27 protein-coding genes are annotated in these 18,898 nt (G+C 70.1%); 8 read left to right on the top strand and 19 right to left on the bottom strand.

Annotated features, from left to right (window positions below; all coding sequences use genetic code 11):
• Window positions 1-198: 198 nt before the first annotated feature.
• The 13 genes from V5F89_RS02310 to V5F89_RS02250 form a co-directional block, all read right to left on the bottom strand.
• On the bottom strand, window positions 199-759 hold the full coding sequence (locus V5F89_RS02310; protein ID WP_338446652.1) for a tail tape measure protein: 561 nt from the start codon (window positions 757-759) through the stop codon (window positions 199-201).
• Window positions 746-1,150, bottom strand: coding sequence for a phage tail assembly chaperone (locus tag V5F89_RS13905; RefSeq protein ID WP_425334368.1), 405 nt, complete (start codon window positions 1,148-1,150; stop codon window positions 746-748). Before V5F89_RS13905 ends, V5F89_RS02310 begins: the two co-directional genes overlap by 14 nt.
• Window positions 1,151-1,480 (bottom strand): gene transfer agent family protein, encoded by a 330-nt coding sequence (locus V5F89_RS02300; RefSeq protein WP_338446651.1) that lies wholly within the window; start codon window positions 1,478-1,480, stop codon window positions 1,151-1,153.
• Window positions 1,477-1,884, bottom strand: a complete 408-nt coding sequence (locus V5F89_RS02295) for a phage major tail protein, TP901-1 family (RefSeq protein ID WP_338446650.1) — start codon at window positions 1,882-1,884, stop codon at window positions 1,477-1,479. The genes V5F89_RS02300 and V5F89_RS02295 overlap by 4 nt, the downstream gene beginning before the upstream one ends.
• A gap of 103 nt (window positions 1,885-1,987) precedes the next feature.
• Window positions 1,988-2,380 carry a tail completion protein gp17 gene (gp17, locus tag V5F89_RS02290; protein ID WP_338446649.1) on the bottom strand — a complete coding sequence of 131 codons (393 nt, stop codon included), beginning with the start codon at window positions 2,378-2,380 and terminating at the stop codon, window positions 1,988-1,990.
• A 3-nt stretch (window positions 2,381-2,383) separates the two neighbouring features.
• Window positions 2,384-2,554, bottom strand: coding sequence for a hypothetical protein (locus V5F89_RS02285; protein ID WP_338446648.1), 171 nt, complete (start codon window positions 2,552-2,554; stop codon window positions 2,384-2,386).
• Window positions 2,551-3,102, bottom strand: coding sequence for a head-tail connector protein (locus V5F89_RS02280; protein ID WP_338446647.1), 552 nt, complete (start codon window positions 3,100-3,102; stop codon window positions 2,551-2,553). Before V5F89_RS02280 ends, V5F89_RS02285 begins: the two co-directional genes overlap by 4 nt.
• A 309-nt stretch (window positions 3,103-3,411) precedes the next feature.
• Window positions 3,412-4,554 carry a phage major capsid protein gene (locus tag V5F89_RS02275; RefSeq protein WP_338446646.1) on the bottom strand — a complete coding sequence of 381 codons (1,143 nt, stop codon included), beginning with the start codon at window positions 4,552-4,554 and terminating at the stop codon, window positions 3,412-3,414.
• A 175-nt stretch (window positions 4,555-4,729) separates the two neighbouring features.
• Window positions 4,730-5,131, bottom strand: coding sequence for an HK97 family phage prohead protease (locus V5F89_RS02270; RefSeq protein WP_338447488.1), 402 nt, complete (start codon window positions 5,129-5,131; stop codon window positions 4,730-4,732).
• Complete coding sequence (locus V5F89_RS02265) at window positions 5,131-5,439, bottom strand: DUF6127 family protein (protein ID WP_338446645.1); 309 nt, start codon at window positions 5,437-5,439, stop codon at window positions 5,131-5,133. Before V5F89_RS02265 ends, V5F89_RS02270 begins: the two co-directional genes overlap by 1 nt.
• A 173-nt stretch (window positions 5,440-5,612) precedes the next feature.
• Complete coding sequence (locus V5F89_RS02260; protein WP_338446644.1) at window positions 5,613-6,749, bottom strand: phage portal protein; 1,137 nt, start codon at window positions 6,747-6,749, stop codon at window positions 5,613-5,615.
• Window positions 6,750-7,154: 405 nt separating this feature from the next.
• On the bottom strand, window positions 7,155-8,507 hold the full coding sequence (locus V5F89_RS02255; RefSeq protein WP_338446643.1) for a DNA-packaging protein: 1,353 nt from the start codon (window positions 8,505-8,507) through the stop codon (window positions 7,155-7,157).
• Window positions 8,497-8,994 carry a hypothetical protein gene (locus V5F89_RS02250; protein ID WP_338446642.1) on the bottom strand — a complete coding sequence of 166 codons (498 nt, stop codon included), beginning with the start codon at window positions 8,992-8,994 and terminating at the stop codon, window positions 8,497-8,499. The genes V5F89_RS02255 and V5F89_RS02250 overlap by 11 nt, the downstream gene beginning before the upstream one ends.
• Window positions 8,995-9,406: 412 nt before the next feature.
• On the opposite strand from V5F89_RS02250, the gene V5F89_RS02245 reads away from it, so the two are divergent.
• On the top strand, window positions 9,407-10,045 hold the full coding sequence (locus V5F89_RS02245) for a YqaA family protein (RefSeq protein WP_338446641.1): 639 nt from the start codon (window positions 9,407-9,409) through the stop codon (window positions 10,043-10,045).
• Between the two features lie 86 nt (window positions 10,046-10,131).
• Here the strand turns inward: V5F89_RS02245 and V5F89_RS02240 are convergent, their stop codons facing one another.
• From V5F89_RS02240 to V5F89_RS02220, 5 genes are all read right to left on the bottom strand, one after another.
• Complete coding sequence (locus V5F89_RS02240; protein ID WP_338446640.1) at window positions 10,132-10,563, bottom strand: OsmC family protein; 432 nt, start codon at window positions 10,561-10,563, stop codon at window positions 10,132-10,134.
• A gap of 38 nt (window positions 10,564-10,601) precedes the next feature.
• A complete protein-coding gene (locus V5F89_RS02235; RefSeq protein WP_338446639.1) occupies window positions 10,602-11,579 on the bottom strand; it encodes a GSU2403 family nucleotidyltransferase fold protein in 978 nt (325 codons plus the stop codon).
• Between the two features lie 68 nt (window positions 11,580-11,647).
• The gene (gene spt / locus V5F89_RS02230) at window positions 11,648-12,898 is read right to left on the bottom strand and encodes a serine palmitoyltransferase (protein ID WP_338446638.1); all 1,251 of its coding nucleotides are present in this window, start codon (window positions 12,896-12,898) and stop codon (window positions 11,648-11,650) included.
• Window positions 12,895-13,140: an acyl carrier protein gene (locus tag V5F89_RS02225; RefSeq protein ID WP_338446637.1), complete on the bottom strand. Its 246-nt coding sequence runs from the start codon at window positions 13,138-13,140 to the stop codon at window positions 12,895-12,897. The genes spt and V5F89_RS02225 overlap by 4 nt, the downstream gene beginning before the upstream one ends.
• A gap of 337 nt (window positions 13,141-13,477) precedes the next feature.
• A complete protein-coding gene (locus tag V5F89_RS02220) occupies window positions 13,478-13,855 on the bottom strand; it encodes a response regulator (RefSeq protein ID WP_338447487.1) in 378 nt (125 codons plus the stop codon).
• Between the two features lie 101 nt (window positions 13,856-13,956).
• Between V5F89_RS02220 and V5F89_RS02215 the strand changes: the two genes are divergently transcribed.
• From V5F89_RS02215 to V5F89_RS02195, 5 genes are read left to right on the top strand one after another with little or no spacing between them, the layout of a single operon-like run.
• Window positions 13,957-14,229: a DUF3572 domain-containing protein gene (locus V5F89_RS02215; protein ID WP_338446636.1), complete on the top strand. Its 273-nt coding sequence runs from the start codon at window positions 13,957-13,959 to the stop codon at window positions 14,227-14,229.
• Window positions 14,226-14,870, top strand: a complete 645-nt coding sequence (locus V5F89_RS02210; RefSeq protein ID WP_338446635.1) for an HAD family hydrolase — start codon at window positions 14,226-14,228, stop codon at window positions 14,868-14,870. Before V5F89_RS02215 ends, V5F89_RS02210 begins: the two co-directional genes overlap by 4 nt.
• A complete protein-coding gene (locus V5F89_RS02205) occupies window positions 14,867-15,325 on the top strand; it encodes a RidA family protein (protein ID WP_338446634.1) in 459 nt (152 codons plus the stop codon). Before V5F89_RS02210 ends, V5F89_RS02205 begins: the two co-directional genes overlap by 4 nt.
• A complete protein-coding gene (locus tag V5F89_RS02200; RefSeq protein WP_338446633.1) occupies window positions 15,322-16,086 on the top strand; it encodes a glycerophosphodiester phosphodiesterase family protein in 765 nt (254 codons plus the stop codon). Before V5F89_RS02205 ends, V5F89_RS02200 begins: the two co-directional genes overlap by 4 nt.
• Window positions 16,083-17,222, top strand: a complete 1,140-nt coding sequence (locus V5F89_RS02195) for a GNAT family N-acetyltransferase (protein ID WP_338446632.1) — start codon at window positions 16,083-16,085, stop codon at window positions 17,220-17,222. Before V5F89_RS02200 ends, V5F89_RS02195 begins: the two co-directional genes overlap by 4 nt.
• A gap of 48 nt (window positions 17,223-17,270) precedes the next feature.
• Here the strand turns inward: V5F89_RS02195 and V5F89_RS02190 are convergent, their stop codons facing one another.
• On the bottom strand, window positions 17,271-17,573 hold the full coding sequence (locus V5F89_RS02190) for a hypothetical protein (protein WP_338446631.1): 303 nt from the start codon (window positions 17,571-17,573) through the stop codon (window positions 17,271-17,273).
• Window positions 17,574-17,894: 321 nt separating this feature from the next.
• Here V5F89_RS02190 and dksA point away from each other — a divergent pair, with 321 nt between their 5' ends.
• Together dksA and V5F89_RS02180 are read left to right on the top strand one after the other, a co-directional pair.
• The gene (gene dksA / locus V5F89_RS02185; RefSeq protein ID WP_338446630.1) at window positions 17,895-18,353 is read left to right on the top strand and encodes an RNA polymerase-binding protein DksA; all 459 of its coding nucleotides are present in this window, start codon (window positions 17,895-17,897) and stop codon (window positions 18,351-18,353) included.
• Window positions 18,354-18,494: 141 nt separating this feature from the next.
• Window positions 18,495-18,872, top strand: a complete 378-nt coding sequence (locus tag V5F89_RS02180; protein ID WP_338446629.1) for a PilZ domain-containing protein — start codon at window positions 18,495-18,497, stop codon at window positions 18,870-18,872.
• Window positions 18,873-18,898: the final 26 nt, after the last annotated feature.

Genomic DNA, 18,898 nt, shown 5'->3' with positions numbered 1-18,898 from the left:
GAGGGGGACCGCGAGACGCGAAGCGGCTCGTGGTGGAGGGGCCTTTCCCGGCACAGCCCCTCCGTCACCCGCCTGCGGCGGGCGCCACCTCCCCATCGCCTTGCGATGGGGAGGATCGAGCAGGGTTCGAAAAGAGCGCGAGCCCCCGCGAAGGCGGGGGCCTCAGGCCGCTGGCGCTTCGCGGGTGGTCACGGGGGGCTACAGCAACGCCCGCCGCACCGCGCTCGCGACCTGGCGGCTCGAGCGTTGCAGCGCGACCGGCGCGTCGGTGCCGCGCGGGGCGGCGAGGGCGATCGAAACGCGCACCTCGCGCGCGGGTGCGGGGGCGAGCGAAGGTTCGACCCGCCCGGCGCTGGTCGGCACGAACAGTTCCGGCCCGCGCTCGCCGACGAGGTAGCCGCGTCCGGGCGAGACGGGGCCGCCGGTCGCGCGGCCGGGCAGGCCGAACAGCGCGCCGACGAGGCCGCCCAGCAGCCCGCCGCTTCCGCCGCCAAGGCCGCCGAACAGTTCGTCGAACCCGAGTTTCAGCGAATGGGCGGCGATCTGGTCGATCGCGCCCAGCGCCACGCGCTTGAGGTCGTCGAACCCCAGGCTGCCCCGGCGGATCGCCGAAAGCAGCCCGCGTTCGAGGACCGATCCGGCATCGCGAAACCCTTCGACCAGCGTGGCGTCGAACGTCCCGCGCATCTGCGCGATATCCTGCGCGAAGCCTTGCGTGCCCGCGCGCACCTCGATCAGAAGTTCGTCAATCTCGTCCATCGTTCTCGCGCTCCATCATGCGTTCGATTTCGGCCCGGGAAGGCGCGGCGGGTGTGGGCGGGCCGGCGGGGTCGGCGAGGCAGGCAGCCAGCTCCGCCGGAGTGGCGCGCCAGAATTCGTCGGGCCGCCACCCGAGCGCCCGCGCGGCGAGCGCGGCGAGCGAGAGAGCGGCGGCGCCGAACGACAGCCCCCCCACCCCATGTGCTCGCGAAGGCGCGTGGCGGGAGGAGGGGCCGAACGACAATCCCCCCTCCCGCTTGCGGGAGGGGTCGGGGGTGGGCCCGATGCTCTGCCCCGCCTCGCAGAAGCCCACCCCGCTGCGACCGGGCGTCGCCGCGCGCCGCCAGGTCTCGCGCCCCTCCCGCAGGGGGGAGGGGTGGGTCGTGCCCATCTAACCCGATCCCTGGAGGATCTGGCCGAGCAGCACGCGCAGCGGCCGGGCGCAGGCGGCGAGGCCGTGCGCCATGACCGCGTCGCCGACCTGCTCGCGCGTCACCTCGCCGCGATCGGCGAGGCAGTGCCAGAACAGCGCGGCCATCTCCGACAGCGCCAGCCGCCCTTCGCCCGCGCGCTCGACCAGCGCGAACAGCGGGCCGAGGTCTTCCTCGGCCGCGACCAGGGCGGAAAAGCTCGGCCGAAGGACGCGCGGCTGGCCGGCGACGACCAGACTCGCTTCGCCCCTGTGCGGGTTGGCGGGGGCCTCCGTCGCGCGCCCGCTCATGCCGGCACCACCGCGCCCGAGCTTTCGAGCTGCAGCGTATATGTCCGCTCGCCGTTGAAATCGCCGGCATAGTCGAGCCGCTGGACCAGGAAGCGGCCGCGCAGCCGCTCGCCGCCTTCGAACGACAGTTCGTAATCGTCGATCGTTCCGGCCAGCGCGTGCGTGCGGATCGCGGCCTCGGCCTCGCTGGCGAGGAAGATGCCGCTGGCCGAGACCGAGACCGAACGCGTTCCTGCGCCCGACAGCAACTCGCGCCAGCCGCCGCTCTGCTTGTGCGTGACGACGACGGTATCGCCGTTGACCGACATCTGCGTCGTGCGCAGGCCGGCGACGGTGGTGTAGGCGGGCGGCTGTCCGCCATCGCCGATCTTGAGAAGGAAGGCGGAGCCTTTCTGGGCGGTCATGAAGATTACTCCAGAGCTGATCCCCTGCGTAGGCAGGGGTCTCGTGCCGCTGGCGCGACGCGAGATGGTGGGAGGCCCCTGCCTGCGCAGGGGCTCGGGTAGGTCAGGCGTTCGCGAGGCAGCGGAACCGGTATTCCAGCAACATGCTGCGGCGGTTGTTCGCGCGGCGCTCTGCGCGGGCGCGCAGGAACCGGGTCGAGGCGATCGCGAACGCCGGCTGCCGGGGCGGCAGGTCCTCCACTCGCCGGTCGATCGCGGCGACCAGCGCGCCGTCGGCAGCCGGATCGTCGCCGCGCGTGTGCAGTTCCAGCGCCAGGCGGATCTCGCGGCCCTTGCGATCCTTGGTGCTCCAGTCGGCGCTCGCGCTGGCGGCGATGCCGAGCCAGGGCGGGGCGGTGCGCAAGGGCGTTTCCTCCTCCACGGCGTTCAGCGCGTTCAGCGGGGCGGGGGCGGCGCGCAGCCAGTCGATCAGCGCGGCGCGCAGGGCATGTTCCATCGCTCAATCCTTCGTGAACAGGGGCCAGAGCAGGCGCGGATCGCGCCAGCGGCCGGGGTCGTCCTTGCGCGCGCGCAGCGCCGCTTCCGCCCGCGCCCGGGCAAGGCGGGCGGCCTTGCGTGCGAGGGCGGCGGCGAATGCAGCGTGCGAGCGGCGGGTGCGGGCGGCGATCATATCAGCCGGGTCCGGCGCCAGGGATGCCACAGCGCGGCGACGGCGGCGGGCAGGATGCGCGCCCTCTCCCCGCCGCCGTCCTGCGCGCGGAACAGCTCGGCCGCGAGGCGCACGATCCCGTGGCGCAGGGTGTCGGGCAGCGCGGCCCATTCGGGGGCATAGCCGGCGAGATAGCGCACCGCGATCCGGCCCGCGGCGCCCGGGCGCATCACCCGCACGCGGCCCGATCCGTCGGGGTCCAGCGCGAGTGCGTAATCCTGCGCGGGCAGGGCGAAGCGCGGCCCTTCGGCCGGAATGCCCTCGACCGCCAGGATCGCGTTGACCGGCCGCGCGTCGAGCACCTGCCATTCGCGGCTGGCGGGCAACACGTCCTCGCACGTCGCCTCCAGCGGCAGCGTGCCGGTAAAGGCCTCGCAAGCCTCTGCCGCGGCGCCGATCAACCCGGCCAGCGCATCGTCGTGCGCGGGGGTGGCGATTGCCAGCCATTGCTTGACATCGGCCAGCGCGCCGCCGGTAAAGTCCGGCGGCGTCAATATGGTCCGCTTCATGCGGGGTTCCTTTCTTTCCTGTTTGCCTCAGGCGCCGGCGGCCGCGTCCGCGGCCTTGGCTGTCCTCCGCGCAGAGCGCTCCGGGCGCGCGGTCGCGCTTGCGGTCCGCTGGTCGCGGACCGGACCTTTCCCGGCCACTGTCGAGAGTTTCGATCCAATCCTCCCCATCGCCTTGCGATGGGGAGGGGGACCGCGAGACGCGAAGCGGCTCGTGGTGGAGGGGCCTTTCCCGGCACAGCCCCTCCGTCACCCGCCTGCGGCGGGCGCCACCTCCCCATCGCGAGACGATGGGGAGGAAATGCGCCCCCGCTACGCTTCGACCTTCAGCAGCTTGATCGCGTTCGAATCGAGCACTTGCCCGCCCACGCGCTTGGTCGCGTAGAAGTGGACGAAGGGCTTGTTGGTGAAGGGATCGCGCAGGATCTGCGTGGCGCTGCGTTCCGCGATCAGGTATCCGGCGCGGAAGTTGCCGAAGGCGATCGGGCAGGCACCCGCGCCGATATCGGGCATGTCCTGCGCCTCGACCACCGGATAGCCGAGCAGCCGGTCCGGCTGCCCCTCGACCAGCCCCGGCTGCCACAGGAACGCGCCGTCGGCGGTCTTGAGCTTGCGCACTTCGGCCAGCGTGGACGAGTTCATCACGAAGCTCGCGCCCTGGCGGTATCCGGCCTTCAGCGTGTGGACGAGGACGATCAGCGTCAGGTCGGGCTCGCTGCCCAGCCCCGCGGCATCGCCGCTGCCGATATATTGCAGCGTGCCGAACGCGCGCGCGCCGTCGTTGGCGGCGGTGTTCGGCCCGGCGAGGAAACCTCGCGGCTGGTCGGCGCCGCTGCCGTTGACGAAGGCGGCCCCTTCGGCGCGGGCGAATTCCTGCCCGATCTCGCTCGCCAGCCAGGCTTCGACATCGAACGCGGTATCGTCGAGCATCGCCTGGCTCGCCGCCGGGTTGGCGTAAAGCTCGCCGGTCGGCGGGGCGATCTCGGCAAATTGCGGGGTGTCGGTTTCGGGCCGCGCGGTCGTCTCGCTGACCCAGCCCGAGGCGGTGCCGCCGGTGCTGACGAGCTTGCGATAGCCGCTGCTGCCGGTCTGCACGACTTGCGCGATGCCGCGGATCGGGCTGATCGCGGTCAGTTCGCGGGCGATCGCGGCGTCGATCTCGCGCGGGACGGCATAGCCGCCGTCGGCCGGCACGCCGGTGGAGAGCGACTTGACCTCCGCCGTCGAGCCGCGCCGCAGATAGCCTTCGACGAAGCCTTTCACTTCGGGGCTGTCGCCGGCCGGCGCGAGCGCGGGCCGCGCGGCGGCCTTGCCGATCCGGTCGACGCGCGCCTTCACTTCGTCGACATCGCTGCGCAGCGCGGCGACTTCGGTCTCGGTCTTCTCCTGCCGGGCGAGGAGGTCGAAGCTTTCCTCCAGCAGATCGGCGGGGGTGGTGGGGGTAGCGGTATCCATGGGTATTCACCTTTCTTTGGGGGGTGGTGGTAAATTTGTATGAGCCCCTGCGGAGGCAGGGGCTTCAGGAGACACTGGCGAAGCGCCGGTGGCACGAAGTCCCAGCCTTCGCTGGGACTCACGAAATTATGGGCGGGATAGCCAAGGCCGCGGATGCGGCCGCCGGCGCTTGAGGCTAAACAACCAAAAACACCCGCGCGCCGTGCTGGAGCGGATGCGTCACGAGGCTCACCTCGAACAGCTCCACATCCTCCAGCACGCGGCCTTCGGGGGTGCGGCGGAACCGGCGGGCGCGGTAGCCGAAGCTGAGGCCGCTGACCGCGCGGCGGCGGAGGAGGGCGGCCGCGCGCCCGGCGGGGTTGTCGAGCGCGGCGATCACGCGCAGGCCGCGCGCGTCCTCCGCGATCCGTTCGATCCAGCCGATCCGCTGGCCGGGCCGGTGCTGCCAGAAAAGCGGCAGCGGGCCGAGCGACGCGGCCTGGCGCTCGGCCAGCGTGCGGGCGAAAGCGCCGGGGCGGATCGTGTCGCGCGCCGCGTCGGCCCGGCCGAACAGCGCGGCATATCCGGCGAGGCGCATCACCGCAGCGCCCCGGCGAGGCCCAGCCGCACGGCAATGCCGATCAGCAGCAGCGCCAGCGCCCCGCGCACCAGCCAGGCGATTGCCGCGCGCCAGGCGCTCGCCTTGGCATCGCGCCAGGCCTGGAGCAGCTCGCGCAGCTCGGCGAGATCCTCGCGCGCATCGGGATCGGCGAGGCCGGTGCGCTGGAGCGCGCGGTCGGCGCCGAGGTCGGTCGCTTCCTCGACGATCGCGCGCAGCGTCACCAGCTCGCAGCCGCGATCCTTCGCCTCGGCCATCAGCCGGGCGATCATGTCGGTTCTGTCCATGGGATCGGTGTCCTTCTCTTCAGTCCTCCCCATCGCCTTGCGATGGGGAGGGGGACCGCGAGACGCGAAGCGGCTCGTGGTGGAGGGGCCCTGTGCAACATCGCCCCTCCGTCACCCGCCTGCGGCGGGCGCCACCTCCCCATCGCAAGACGATGGGGAGGATCTTTCTCGTATTATTCCAGGCCCAGCAGGGCGCGCTTCTCTTCGGCCGAGAGGAACTCGGCGGCGCTCACTTGCGCCCACAGCTTCTCGCGATCCTCCGCCAGCGCGGGCACCCGGTCGAGATCGACCGCCAGCGCGGCGTTCGGAAACCACGGCGCCAGCCCTTCGGCCAGCCCGGCGAGGATCTTGCCCGCCAACGGCAGCAGCGTCAGCCGCCAGAGCGCGCGGTTCGCCTCGCGGTAATTGGCATAAGTGTTGTCGCCCGGCAGGCCGAGCAGCATCGGCGGAACCCCGAAAGCGAGCGCGATGTCGCGCGCGGCGGCGGCCTTGAGCGCGGCGAAGTCCATGTCCGCCGGCGAATGGGCCATCGCCTGCCACTTCAGCCCGCCTTCGAGCAGCATCGGCCGCCCGGCGTTGACCTGGCCCTGGAACCCGGCGGCCAGCTCGTCCTTCAGCCGGTCGAACTGCTCGCCTGTCAGCGGGGCGCCGTCGCCCCCTTCGAACACCAGCGCGCCCGAAGGCCGCGCCGCGTTCTCCAGCAGCGCGCGGTTCCAGGCGGAGGCGGCGTTGTGGATCGCCACGGCCTGCTCGGCCGCCGCCAGCGCCCCGGCGCCGTAGTGATCGTCGCCGGGGTGGAAGCCGCGCAAGTGGATCAGGTTGGGCCAGCCCGCCTCGTCCTCCACCGGGATGGTCAGCGTCCGCTCGGCCAGCTTGTAGGCATAGGCGGCGGGCCAGCCGTCCTCCCCCGCCACGACCGAAACCCGCTCGGGCCGGAGCGCGAACAGCTCGACCGGCTGTCCGGCGGCGTCCTTCATCACCTGGACATAGGCATTGCCGTGCAGCAGCAGGTGCGCCGCGACCGTCTCGACCAGCGCCTGCCCGGCACTGGTCGCGCCGACAAGCGCCTCGAGCGCCGGGTCGGCCGGCTGGATCGGCGCGCTGCCGACCCCTTCGGCGACCAGCCGCACGCTGCGCTGCGCCACCGGATTGTCGAGATAGGCCCGCCGCACGCTGCGCGTATATTCGTAAGGCGGCGCGCCGGCGCTTTCGGCAGTGAGCGCCCAGGGCGAAACGAACCCGCGCGCCAGCGGCACGCGAGCCCCGCCCCCGCCCTTGAAGGCGGAAGCGATGGTGGAGAGGAAGGACATGAGGTTACCTTTCGTAGTGCGAAAATCCTCCCCATCGCGGTGGGGAGGATCGAGAAGAAGAGCGAGCCACAGCGAAGGCCGGGGCCTCAGGCTGTCGGGCGGAGCGTCACAGCCCCTCCACCACGAGCCGCTTCGCGTCTCGCGGTCCCCCTCCCCATCGCGAGACGATGGGGAGGATCGAGAAGGAGTGCGAGCCCCGGCGAAGGCCGGGGCCTCAGGCTGTCGGGCGGAGCGTCACAGCCCCTCCACCACGAGCCGCTTGCGCGTCTCGCGGTCCCCCTCCCCATCGCGAGCCGATGGGGAGGATCGAGAAGGGCGAGCCCCAGCGAAGGCTGGGGCCTCAGGCTGTCGGGCGGAGTGCCGGCGGCCTGAGGTCCCCGCCTGCGCGGGGACTCGCCCGACATTTCAAATCAGCGAGATCCGCGGCCGCGCCCGCCGGCCCAGCATCAGTTCGGTCAGCGCCCAGACGAGGGCGTCGGCGCGGTCGGGGCTGCGGCCGGGGCCTTCGTAGCGGCCCGCGGCCATCAGCCCGCACATCTGGTCCTCCAGCTGCGCGAACAGGCCGGCGTGGCGGACGCGGCCCGCTTCGTAGAGCGCGGCGACCGGTTCGGCGCGGGCCGCCTTGCCGCGGCTGGCGTGGACCAGCCGGACCGGCAGGGTCAGTTCCGCCGCGCGCAGCACGCTGGCGACCATCGCGCCGCCCTGGTTCGCCTCGGCCACCACGCGGTCGGCCTGCCATGCGCGCGCCGCCTCGGCCACGGCGCGGGCCCAGCGTTCGGGGCTGGCCCCTTCGACCGAGGCGTCGGCCAGCACCAGCGCCTTGCCCGCCGGACAAAGCCCGGCGACCACGATCCCGCAGGCATCGCCCCGCGCGCCGGCCGGGGGATCGACCCCGACCACGACGCGTGCCGGCTGCGCCGCCGGATCGCCGTCCGGCCCCTCGGCGCGGCATTGTTCGAGGAGCGCCCGGCTCCACAGCGCGCCGTCGATGTCGGTCAGCAGCTCGCCGCCCAGTTCCTGCCGGGCGAAGCTGGTGCCGGCGAAGCGCCGGCCGATATCCTCGACGAACCGTTCGGGCAGGTTCGGCCGGTTGGCGTGGGTCGTGCCGCGCGTCACCGCGATTTCGCCCTTCGCCTCGCTTTCGAACAGGCGGTGGACCAGCGGCACCGGGCGCGGCGTCGTGGTCGCCAGCACGCGCGGCAGGTCGCCCAGCCTGAGGCCGAGCAGGAGGTTGTCCCACGCCCGCGTCGCCCGTTCGCCCGCCATGTCCCACTTGGCGATCTCGTCGCACCAGGCATGGCTGTGCTGCGGCCCGCGCAGGCTCTCGGGCTCGGCCGCCGAATAGAGCGTCGCCTGCGCCCCGTTGGCCCAGGTGAGCCGCCGCAACGAGGGTTCGTAGAGCGGGCAGCGGTGCGGCGGCGAGCAGGCGAGAATGCCGCTCTCGCCCTCGACCATCACCGCGCGCGCTTCGGCCAGGCTCGCGCCGACCAGCGCGATCCGCGCTTCCGGTTCGCGCTTGGCCACTTCGCGCACCCATTCGGCGCCCGCGCGGGTCTTGCCGAAGCCGCGCCCGGCGCAGATCAGCCAGGCCGACCAGTCGCCGGCGGGCGGCAACTGGTCGCGCCGGGCCCAGAGGGTCCAGTGATGGCGCAGCTCCTTGCGTTCCTCGTCGGTGAGCCTGGCGAGTTCCTTCTGCCGTTCGTCTTCCGGGAGATCGAGCAGCTCCGCGAACTTGGGGTCGAGCGGTTCATCCTCCATCGCCCGGAACCTCGGTCGGGGCGTTCTCGCGGGCGGCTTCGCGCATGGCGATCCGCCGCTGGCGCATCTTCTCCAGCTTGGCGTCGATCGAGGCGAGCAGCTCGTCCTCGTGGGCATAATCGTTGCGGCCGCGCTCGCGCTGGACGCTCGCCCGGTGCGCGGCGAGCAGGCGGAACGCGGTCGCATTGTCGAATTTGCGCCGCGCCTTGCCCGCGGGGGTCGTGGTGCCCGCCAGCTCGCCTTCGCGCAGGCGGCACAGCAGGTCCAGCTCGAGATTGTCGTAACCTTCGCACAGCGCCTCGAACCACTGGCGCGCGAAGGCGGGCTCGGCGCGGCGGATGCGGTAGACGGTGCTGACGTCGACCTGCGCCTCGCGCGCGGCGGCCGATACGTTGGACGTGCGGGCAAGCTCCGCCAGGAATGTCTTGCGCCAGGCCCTGCCCGCAGCCGCACGGCCGCCAGCGGGCGAAGCGTTCGCCTTGGTCATGATCGGTTCCATTCGGGAAAAAGGGGGAGGAGGGGTGGATCGGGTGCGATGCGGTTTTCGCCGAATCGCACTATCGCGATGTTCCGTATTCCTAACCAAACAGCGTCACGATGTCAAGGAGAAAATTCCAAATAGGTTATTTTTAAGAGGACTCCGACCGACCCTCTCACCGATCCCCTGCGCGGGGACTCGCGCTCGTTTCAATCCTCCCCATCGCCTTGCGATGGGGAGGGGGACCGCGAGACGCAAAGCGGCTCGTGGTGGAGGGGCCTTGTGCGACATCGCCCCTCCGACCGACGCCTGCGGCGTCGCCCACCTCCCCATCGCAAGACGATGGGGAGGACTACGTTAGGAGGGCCCGGCGCTGCGCGACTCGCTTGCGCCGCCGGGGGCGCTGGCATAGGGCGCGGCGATGCTGCGCAGACTTTACGACTGGACGATGGAAAAGGCGTCGCACCCCCATGCCGAGGGGTGGCTGGCGCTGATTAGCTTCATCGAATCCAGCTTCTTCCCGATCCCGCCGCACCCGCTGCTCGGCCTGATGTGCCTGGCCGAACCGAAGAAGGCGATTCGCTTCGCGCTGATCTGCACGGTCGCCTCGGTTCTCGGCGGGCTGCTGGGCTATGCGATCGGGTATTTCCTCTACGACACTTTGGGCGTGGCGATGCTGTCCGCAATCGGCCTAGTCGAGGAATTCCCCGTCGCCGCCTGCCATTTGCGCGAGCGCGACTGGGAAGTGATCTTCCTCGCCGGCAGCACGCCGGTGCCGTTCAAGCTGCTGACGATCACCGCCGGCTTTATCGAAATGGCGCTGGTGCCGTTCATCCTCGCCAGCATCGCGGGCCGGGCGCTGATCTTCCTGACCGTCGGCGTGCTGTTCCGCCTGTTCGGCGCGCCGATCAAGCGGGTGATCGACGAATATCTGGCCACTGTCACGACAGTCTTCGCGGTGCTGGTGGTCGGCGGCTTCGTCGCGCTGTCCTGGCTCTCGGGCGGCGACGAGACGGGGCAAGACCCCTGCGCCGCCGCCGCGATCGAAGCGACGCACTAGCCCTCTGCCCTTCAGGGGAGAGGGTTGGGAGAGGGGGAGTCCCGGGCCGGGGGTGCGGGCCGGTGCCGTCTCGATGAAAACGACCTCTAACCCTCGAACGTCGTCTCCAGCGAAATCTCCGCCTTGAGCAGCTTGGAGATCGGGCAGTTCGTTTTCGCCTCGGCCGCGACCTTCTCGAATGCCGCGCGCTCTATGCCGTCGACCCGGCCGGTCAGCGTCAGGTCGGACCGGGTCACGGTGAAGCCATCGCCGTCCTTCTCCAGCGTCACTTTGGCTTCGGTGTCGAGCGTGCCCTGCTCGTATCCGGCTTTCGCCAGCGCGAAGCTCAGCGCCATGGTAAAACAGCTCGCATGGGCGGCGGCGATCAGTTCCTCGGGATTGGTCCCCGGCGCGCCTTCGAACCGGGTGGTGAAGCCGTAAGGCTGGCCGTCGAGCGCGCCCGATCCGGTCGAAACGCTGCCCCTGCCGTCCTTGCCCAGCCCTTCGTAACGCGCGCTGGCGGTATTGGTGGTTTTCATCGTGTGGTCTCCTTCACCTCACAGACGGATGATCGCCGCTAGCGTTCCGCGCCTTCGCGCCAGTCCCGCCAGTACGATGCGAGTTCGCCGGGGACCGATCGCGCGAACGCGGCGTCGAGCGGATAGTGCGGCATGGCCTGCGCCACCGCGTCGAGCACCGCACGGCCTTGCGCACGATCCTTGCGCCGCTTGAGCGGATCGCGCTTCGCCTGATCGGCGAGCCACAGCTTGTGCAGCGCGAACCAGCGCGGGTCGGGGGCGACGATCCGCGCCGCGCTCCCGTCGCGGCATACCACGACCTGGTCGACCGGGGTGCCGAGCAGCAGCCATTCCTGCTCGGGCAGCGGGATCGGGCGCGGCCGGTCGCGCCGGGCGAGGGCAGCCGCGCGCGAGGGGGCGACGAGCAGCTCGACTTCGTAGGCATCGGCATTGCGCGCCTGGAACCCCCGCTCGGTATTGACCGAGAAAGTCGGGTCGACCGCCTTGAGCAGATCCCACACCGGCGCGCCATCGGGCCGCTCCTCGCCGGCCCAGGCGAGATCGAAATCCTCGGTCTCGTCGGCCACGTCGAACCGCGCGACCGCTTCCTGCTGATAGGCGACGAGGCAGTTCGTGCCGACGACGAGCAGGTCGCCGTCGAGCAGTCCGCGGCAATCCGCCTCGCGCAGAATCGGCCCCGGCGCGGCGGCGAGCATCGGCACCCGCAGCGCGCGCACCAGCCGCCCGCCTTCCTCGAGCCGCGCCCGCGCTTTCGCAAGGCGGTCCTTTGCGGCCGCCTTCTCCGCCTTGAACCCGGTCAGGCGCCGCTCCGCCTCCTCGTCCCAACGGCCTAGGCTGGTGCCGTTGCCCGAACGGTCGCGGATCTCGTAGAGATACGCGTACGGCCCCACCCGCTTGCGGCGCAGGTCGTAAGGCAAGGCGCGGAAGGCCCGCTCCGCATCGCGCCATGCGTCATAGCGCTGGCGCAGATTGACCAGCGCCCGCGCCTGCTCGTCGGTGTAGTCCGTCAGCGCCATAGACGGCATTTATCCCACATTTTCCACGATTCCCGAAATCGTGGGATAAATATTGTAATTACAGATATTTAAATAATCCCCACCGCTTTTCCCGCGCGTTCGAACATGCCGAGGATCGTTTCGACTTCCTCGGCCGAATGTTCGGCGCAGAGCGAGCAGCGGAGCAGGGTCATATTGGCCGGGGTGGCCGGCGGGCGGGCGAGGTTGACGTAGAGGCCTTCCTTGAGCAGCGCCTCCCACATCGCGGCCCCGCGCTCCAGATCGGGCATGATGACGGCGACGATCGCGCTTTGCGGTTCCTCGGTCCCGAGCTGGAAGCCGAGGTCCCTGAGCCCGCCGTGCAGCCGCCTGGAATTCTCCCACAAGTGCGCGCGCTTGTTCGATCCCTGCATCAGCTTGCGGATGCTGGTCGTCGCGGTTGCGACCACGCTGGGCGGCAGGCTGGCGGTGAAGACGTAGGGGCGGCAGACGAGCCGCATGATCTCGAACTTCGGATGGTTGGAAACGCAGAAGCCGCCGACCGTGCCGACGCTCTTGGAAAAGGTGCCGACGATGAAATCGACGTCGTCGATCACGCCCGCCTGCTCGCACACGCCGCGCCCGTGCTCGCCGATGAAGCCCATCGAGTGCGCTTCGTCGACCAGCACCATCGCGCCGTGTTTCTTGGCGACCGCGACCATCTCGGCCAGCGGGGCCACGTCGCCGAGCATCGAGTAGACGCCCTCCAGCACGACCAGCTTGCCCGCCCCTTCGGGAATGCGGCGCAGGCGCTTTTCCATCGCCTCGACATCGTTGTGCTTGAACGGCACGACTTCCGCCTTGCCCATCGCGCACCCGTCCCAGATGCTCGCGTGGCTGTCGATGTCGAGGACGATGTAGTCGCCCTTGCCGGCGATGGTCGAGATGATGCCGAGGTTGGCCTGATAGCCGGTCGAGAACACCATGGCATGATCCATGGCGTAGAATTCGCGCAGCGCGTCCTCGCACGCCTTGTGCCCCTGATACGTCCCGTTGAGCACGCGGCTGCCGGTCGTGCCGCTGCCGAAATCGTCGAGCGCCTGCTTGCCCGCCGCGACCACGTCGGGGTCGAAGGTCATGCCCATGTAGTTGTAGGTGCCGAGCAGGATCGTGTCGCGCCCGTTGCAGATCGCGCGGGTGGGGGAGAGGACTTCCTCCATCACCAGGCTGAACGGATCTTCCTGCCCGCTGGCGAGCAGCCCTTCGCGCATCGCGATCAGATCGTCGAACTTGCTGAACAGGTCGCGCGATTCGCTCTCCAGCGTCTGCGGCCGGTCGGGCTGTCGGATCCCTTCGCTCATCGGTCGGCCTGCATTTCGTGGACCGCGTCGACCAGCTGGCCGTAAGTCTCGATCTCGGCCTGCTGGTTCATCGAGATGATGACGTCGAACTCGTCCTCGATCGCGGCGACGAAATCCATCACCGTCAGGCTGTCGAATTCCAGATCGCCGGCGAAAGTGGTGGCATCGGTGATCTCGACGCCCTTCTTGTCGAACGGCTCGATCAGGCGGCGGATGGTCTGGTCGGTTTCGGCGCGGTCCATAGGGGGCGGTTTCCAATCTCGTGTGCGGCGGGCGCTGCGCCTGCCATGCGAATGCGGCGGAAAAGCGGCTGGACCCCCTGCTTGTCAAGCGTCGCGGGGGTGAGGCCTGCGCCTTTGCGCGAATCGCGAAGCCTGCCCGAGGTCCCAGCCTGCGCTGGGACTCGCATTCGTTTCAATCCTCCCCATCGTCTTGCGATGGGGAGGTGGGCGACGCCGCAGGCGTCGGTCGGAGGGGCTGTGCCGGGAAAGGCCCCTCCACCACGAGCCGCTTCGCGTCTCGCGGTCCCCCTCCCCATCGCAAGGCGATGGGGAGGATCTGTGGCACCCGATTCCCGGCTTATGCAGGTTCGTCGGGGACCAGGCGGCGCACCGCGGTCATGAAAGGGCCGATCGAAACCGGCTTGGCGAGATAGTCGGCCGCCCCCGCCGCGCGAATCCGCTCCTCGTCGCCCTTGCCGGCATAGGCGGTCACGGCCAGCACCGGCACGTGCGCCAGCGCGCGTTCGCGCTTGAGCGCGGCGATCAGGTCGAGGCCCGAGACATTGGGCAGCTGGATGTCCATCAGCACCAGGTGGGGCGCGAAGCGGCGCGCTGCGTCGAGCACGAGTTCGCCGTCGGCCACCGGCTCCACCGTAAACCCGTTCGCGCGCAGAACGTCGCAGAACAATTTCCGGTTGAGGTCGTTGTCCTCGACAACCAGTATTCTCTTTGCCACAGCCTCGCTCACCGCCGGCGCGCTCCCATTCTGCCGCCCGCATGCTTTATGAGCGGACAAGGACGCTGACAATTATTCACCGGACCCCATCCCCCGACCATGTGCCCGGCGATCCCGAATCGCTGGCGCTCGGCGCGCTCGGCTGGGTCCTGCAGGACGAGGATCGGGCGCAGCGCCTGCTCGCCCTGACCGGGCTGACGCCCGATATCCTGCGCGAGCGGCTGACCGATCGCGCAGTGCTCGGCGCGGTGCTCGAATTCCTCGCCAATCACGAGCCGGATCTGGTCCTGGCGGCCGATGCGCTCAATGTCGCGCCCGAAACGCTGATCGCCGCGCACCGGGCGCTGGCGCCCGACCGGAGCCCTTCGCAATGAACCGACCGCTGATCATATCCGACTGCGACGAAGTGCTGCTGCACATGGTCGCCCATTTCCGCGACTGGCTGGGCGAAAGCGAGGGCGTCGATTTCACCATCGGCAGCAGCAATTTCGCCCGGGCCATGCGCTGGCGCGAGAGCGGCGAGGCGGTGGCGGAGCGCGACATCTGGCGCCTGCTCGGGCGCTTCTTCGATACCGAAATGGATCGCCAGCATCCGATCGAAGGGGCGGTCGAAAGCATCGCCGCGCTGGCCGAGCACGCCGACGTGGTCATCCTGACCAACCTCAACGACGAACGGCGCGAGCGCCGGGCGCGCCAGCTGACCGAGCACGGGATCGACGCGCGGGTCTTCACCAACCAGGGGCCCAAGGGGCCGGCGCTGCGGGCGATCCTCGACGAATATGCGCCCAGCCGCGCGGTCTTCATCGACGATCTGCCGCAGCATCATCACTCGGTCGCCGAAATCGCGCCCGAGGTCCGCCGCCTGCATTTGTGCGGAGAGCCGCTGCTGGCGCCGCATATCGATTGCGCCCACCGCGCGGGCCATGCACATGCGCGGATCGACCGCTGGGCAGAGGCGCTGCCGTGGCTCCTCGACCAGCTTGCCAGTGAAACACAGAACCGGGAAAACGCATGAGCATCGACGCCAAACTCGCCGAACTGGGAATCGCACTGCCGCAGGCCGCGGCGCCGGTCGCCAGCTATCAGCCCGTCGTCGTCCACGGCGGGTTCGCCCATGTCTCCGGCCAGTTGCCTTTCGTCGACGGCGATCTGGTCAAGGGCCGGCTGGGCGAGGATGTCTCGCTGGAAGAGGGCGCGGCGGCGGCGCGCGCCTGCGGGCTGATGATCCTCGCGCAGCTCAAGGCCGCGCTGGACTCGCTCGACCGGGTGGAGCGCGTGGTCAAGCTCGGCGCCTTCGTCAGTTCCACGGCCGACTTCACCGATCAGCCCAAAGTCGCCAATGGCGCATCCGACCTGATGTTCGAGGTTTTCGGCGAGGCCGGGCGCCATTCGCGCAGCGCGGTGGGCGTGCCGGTCCTCCCCCTGGGCGTGGCGGTCGAAGTGGATGCGATCGTCGCCGTGCGGCCGTGATTCTGCGCCTGCTCGACGCCTGGCGCGCGCCGGCGCCCGATCCCCGGCGCGTCGAATGGCTCGGGCAATCGACCTATGCCCATCGCGGGCTGCATTCGCCCGGCGTGCCCGAGAATTCGCCGTCCGCCTTTGCCGAGGCGATGGCGCGCGGCTTCGGCATCGAATGCGACGTGCAACGCACCGGCGACGGGCATGCTGCGGTGTTTCACGACTGGGAGCTGGACCGGCTGACCGACGAACGCGGCCCCCTGCTGCGCCGCCCGCTGTCGGCGATCGAGCGGATCGCGCTGGCGGGCAGCAGCGACCGCATTCCCTCGCTGGAGCGGGCGCTGGTCCAGGTCGGCGGGCGGGTGCCGCTGCTGATCGAACTCAAGTCGAAGCGCGAACGCCGGGTCGCGCCGCTGTGCCTCGCCGTGCACCGCGCGCTCGACGGATACCAGGGCCGCCATGCGGTGATGAGCTTCGATCCGCGCGTATCGCGCTGGTTCGCGATCCATTCGCCGCGCACCGTGCGCGGACTGGTGGTGACCGAGGAGAACGAGCGCGGCCTCCTCGGAAGCTGGCGCCGCCACGCCGCGCTGTGGCACGCGCGACCCGATTTCCTCGCTTACGACATTCGCGATCTGCCCAGCGGCTTTGCGGCGGCCCAGCGCCGCCGCGGGCTGCCGGTTCTGACCTGGACCGTGCGCGATGCGGAACAGCGCGCACGCGCCGCCGCCAGTGCCGATGCGCCGATCGCCGAAGGGGAAGGGCTGGCGTGAGTGCGGGGGACGAGCGGATTCGCGTGGCCGATGCGGTCGGCTCGCTGCCGCGCGACGCCTGGGATCGGCTGGCCGGGCGCGACAATCCCTTCGTCGCGTGGGATTTCCTGACCGCGCTGGAGGATTCGGGCAGCGTCGGCCCCGGCACCGGCTGGCAGCCGCTGCCGATCGTGGTCGAGCGCGGCGCGGACCGGTCGCTGGCGGCGGCCATGCCGGCCTATGCCAAGTCGCACAGCCAGGGCGAATACGTGTTCGATCACGCCTGGGCCGATGCCTACGAGCGCGCCGGCGGAAGCTATTACCCCAAGCTCCAGATCGCGGCGCCGTTCACCCCCGCGACCGGGCCGCGGCTGCTCGCGGCAAGCGATGCCGACGCGGCGCTGCTGCTGCGCGCGGCGGAGGCGGTCTGCACCCGGTTCGGCCTGTCGTCCGCCCACGCCACGTTCCTCGCGCCCGAGCAGCGCGCAGTGTTCGCCGATGGCGGCTGGCTGATGCGCAGCGATATCCAGTTCCACTGGGAAAACCGCGGATACGACAGCTTCGACGGCTTCCTCGCCGCGCTCAGTTCGCGCAAGCGCAAGGCGATCCGCAAGGAACGCGCCGCGGCGCAGGAGGGGCTGGCGATCCGCCACCTGAGCGGCGCCGACATCCGGGCCGAGCACTGGGACGCCTTCTGGGAATTCTATCAGGACACCGGCGCGCGCAAATGGGGGCGGCCCTATCTCACGCGCGAGGCCTTCGCGCTGCTGGGCGAGCGGATGGCGGATCGCATCCTGCTGGTCCTCGCCTACGATGGCGGAGAGGCGATTGCCGGCGCGCTGAACTTCATCGGCGGCACCACGCTGTTCGGCCGGTACTGGGGCTGCACGCAGCAGCGCCGGTTCCTCCATTTCGAGCTGTGCTATTACCAGGCGATCGACGCGGCGATCGAACGCGGCCTGGCCCGGGTCGAGGCCGGGGCCCAGGGCGGGCACAAGCTGATGCGCGGTTACGAGCCGGTCGAAACATGGTCCGCCCACTGGATCGCCGATCCCGGCCTGCGCGAGGCGGTCGGCGAATTCCTGCGGCACGAGCGCGAGGCCGTCGCGCACGACCGATCGGCCATGGCCGGGCACACGCCGTTCAAGAACGGCTAGCGTCGTTTTGATCGGGCTGGTGCCGCTTCAGCCTTGCCGAAAACGTCTCTAGGCGGCGCGGCGGGCATCGGCATTGAGCCATTCGCGCGCGCGGCGCTGGGCCTCGGCGATTTCGCGCGCCGTCATTTCGTCGGAAATTTCGGCGCGGCAGCGGGCCGCGTCCTCGTGCCCGTAGACGGCCGCGAGGTTGAACCACTTGTGCGCTTCCACCAGGTCGCAGCCGACGTCGTGGCTGCCGGTGGAAAACGCCACGCCGAGGTCGAAGAAGGCGGCCGCTTCGCCCCGGGCGGCAGCGGCCAGGCAGCGCGCGACCAGCTTGTCCGCGATCGTCGTATCCGCGGGAACTGCCATCCCGCCATCGATTGGAGTGAGCTCCATTTGTCTGCCCCCCGTCATTTTTCCGGCGCTCCCCAACGGCGCCCGATGCATGACTTGCGCCGAACATGGTCAACAAAAGGTTAATTCGTCGGGGCGACAGAGGCGCGGAGCGGGAGGCGGAGCGGGGGCCGGGGCGGCCGCGAAACGAATTCGCCCGGCAGCCCCCATTTGCCGCTTGTGCGTGCCCGACCCCCCGCTTATAGGCCCGCCCCATGCGGGGCCCGGACCGTCGGACACGCCGGCGGACCGGACTGGAAAGCGCCGGCTGCGGCCGGCAGGGGTTGAGAGGCAAGTATGGCGTCGGCCACGTCCACCGACATCGAAGTTCTCGAACAGGCCAGGCAGTCGATCGCGCCGGATTACGAACCGAGCGACGACGAGCCTTACATGAACGAGCGGCAGACGAATTTCTTTCGTATGCTGCTGCTCGAATGGAAGCGGTCGATCCTGAATGCGTCTTCGGCCACGCTGCAGTCGTTGCAGGACGGGCCGATTCGCGAGCCGGATCTCAACGATCGCGCATCCAGCGAAACCGACTGGAGCATCGAGTTGCGCACGCGCGACCGGCAGCGCAAGCTGATCGCCAAGATCGATGCCGCGCTGCGCCGGATCGACGATGGCGAATACGGCTATTGCGAGGTGACCGGCGATCCCATCGGCCTGCGCCGCCTGATCGCGCGCCCGGTGGCGACGATGACGGTCGAGGCGCAGGAAGCGCACGAACGCCGCGAGAAGATCTCGCGCGACGATTGAACGGGGATGCACGCGCCCGAACGGCGCAGGCCCCCCGGACAGGCTTAAAGCTTCGTTAGCCTGTCGCGGGCTATTGGACTCCCGACTCTTGCAGAGGCCTGCGAGGTCGAATCGTTGACCGAGGAAAGGACGGAAGAGCCCATGTCCGGCGTCGATACGCGACACATTGCCAGGGACAGCCTGTTTCTTCTGGCCACGGTGCGCATCGCCGGCGATTCGGCGGAGCACCGGGTCAAAGTGCGCAACCTTTCCGCCGGCGGGATGATGGCCGAAGGCGACGTGTCGGTCGAACGCGGCACGCGGCTGGCGGTCGATCTGCGCAATGTCGGCTGGGTCGAAGGGGCCGTGGCGTGGGTCCAGGACAAGCGCTTCGGCATTGCCTTCTCGGAAGAAATCGATGCCCGTGCGGTGCGCGAGCCGGTCGCCCAGGGCGACACTTCGTCCCCGCGATTCACGCGCCCGTCCTCAATCCTGCCCGGCCACGCGGCGGTCGACCTGACACGCTTGCGCAAGCTCTAGGCCTGACGACCGCATGCGATTGCCGG

The organism is Pelagerythrobacter marensis, from assembly GCF_036700095.1.
In the GTDB taxonomy this organism is placed as follows: domain Bacteria; phylum Pseudomonadota; class Alphaproteobacteria; order Sphingomonadales; family Sphingomonadaceae; genus Pelagerythrobacter; species Pelagerythrobacter marensis_A.
Note: the sequence above shows the minus strand (reverse complement) of the source record. Positions and strands in the feature narration are given on the sequence as shown.

What these genes read in the sequence shown, in the direction of transcription:
- V5F89_RS02300 (WP_338446651.1), bottom strand. Translation starts at nt 1,480, where the DNA reads ATGAGCGGGCGCGCGACGGAGGCCCCCGCCAACCCGCACAGGGGCGAA.
- V5F89_RS02225 (WP_338446637.1), bottom strand. Translation starts at nt 13,140, where the DNA reads ATGGACCGCGCCGAAACCGACCAGACCATCCGCCGCCTGATCGAGCCG.
- V5F89_RS02270 (WP_338447488.1), bottom strand. Translation starts at nt 5,131, where the DNA reads ATGCGCCTCGCCGGATATGCCGCGCTGTTCGGCCGGGCCGACGCGGCG.
- V5F89_RS02285 (WP_338446648.1), bottom strand. Translation starts at nt 2,554, where the DNA reads ATGATCGCCGCCCGCACCCGCCGCTCGCACGCTGCATTCGCCGCCGCC.
- V5F89_RS02265 (WP_338446645.1), bottom strand. Translation starts at nt 5,439, where the DNA reads ATGGACAGAACCGACATGATCGCCCGGCTGATGGCCGAGGCGAAGGAT.
- V5F89_RS02190 (WP_338446631.1), bottom strand. Translation starts at nt 17,573, where the DNA reads ATGGCAGTTCCCGCGGATACGACGATCGCGGACAAGCTGGTCGCGCGC.
- spt (WP_338446638.1), bottom strand. Translation starts at nt 12,898, where the DNA reads ATGAGCGAAGGGATCCGACAGCCCGACCGGCCGCAGACGCTGGAGAGC.
- V5F89_RS02245 (WP_338446641.1), top strand. Translation starts at nt 9,407, where the DNA reads ATGCTGCGCAGACTTTACGACTGGACGATGGAAAAGGCGTCGCACCCC.
- V5F89_RS02255 (WP_338446643.1), bottom strand. Translation starts at nt 8,507, where the DNA reads ATGGAGGATGAACCGCTCGACCCCAAGTTCGCGGAGCTGCTCGATCTC.
- V5F89_RS02250 (WP_338446642.1), bottom strand. Translation starts at nt 8,994, where the DNA reads ATGACCAAGGCGAACGCTTCGCCCGCTGGCGGCCGTGCGGCTGCGGGC.
- V5F89_RS02210 (WP_338446635.1), top strand. Translation starts at nt 14,226, where the DNA reads ATGAACCGACCGCTGATCATATCCGACTGCGACGAAGTGCTGCTGCAC.
- V5F89_RS13905 (WP_425334368.1), bottom strand. Translation starts at nt 1,150, where the DNA reads ATGGGCACGACCCACCCCTCCCCCCTGCGGGAGGGGCGCGAGACCTGG.
- V5F89_RS02205 (WP_338446634.1), top strand. Translation starts at nt 14,867, where the DNA reads ATGAGCATCGACGCCAAACTCGCCGAACTGGGAATCGCACTGCCGCAG.
- V5F89_RS02180 (WP_338446629.1), top strand. Translation starts at nt 18,495, where the DNA reads ATGTCCGGCGTCGATACGCGACACATTGCCAGGGACAGCCTGTTTCTT.
- V5F89_RS02280 (WP_338446647.1), bottom strand. Translation starts at nt 3,102, where the DNA reads ATGAAGCGGACCATATTGACGCCGCCGGACTTTACCGGCGGCGCGCTG.
- V5F89_RS02235 (WP_338446639.1), bottom strand. Translation starts at nt 11,579, where the DNA reads ATGGCGCTGACGGACTACACCGACGAGCAGGCGCGGGCGCTGGTCAAT.
- V5F89_RS02295 (WP_338446650.1), bottom strand. Translation starts at nt 1,884, where the DNA reads ATGACCGCCCAGAAAGGCTCCGCCTTCCTTCTCAAGATCGGCGATGGC.
- V5F89_RS02260 (WP_338446644.1), bottom strand. Translation starts at nt 6,749, where the DNA reads ATGTCCTTCCTCTCCACCATCGCTTCCGCCTTCAAGGGCGGGGGCGGG.
- V5F89_RS02310 (WP_338446652.1), bottom strand. Translation starts at nt 759, where the DNA reads ATGGACGAGATTGACGAACTTCTGATCGAGGTGCGCGCGGGCACGCAA.
- V5F89_RS02275 (WP_338446646.1), bottom strand. Translation starts at nt 4,554, where the DNA reads ATGGATACCGCTACCCCCACCACCCCCGCCGATCTGCTGGAGGAAAGC.
- gp17 (WP_338446649.1), bottom strand. Translation starts at nt 2,380, where the DNA reads ATGGAACATGCCCTGCGCGCCGCGCTGATCGACTGGCTGCGCGCCGCC.
- dksA (WP_338446630.1), top strand. Translation starts at nt 17,895, where the DNA reads ATGGCGTCGGCCACGTCCACCGACATCGAAGTTCTCGAACAGGCCAGG.
- V5F89_RS02240 (WP_338446640.1), bottom strand. Translation starts at nt 10,563, where the DNA reads ATGAAAACCACCAATACCGCCAGCGCGCGTTACGAAGGGCTGGGCAAG.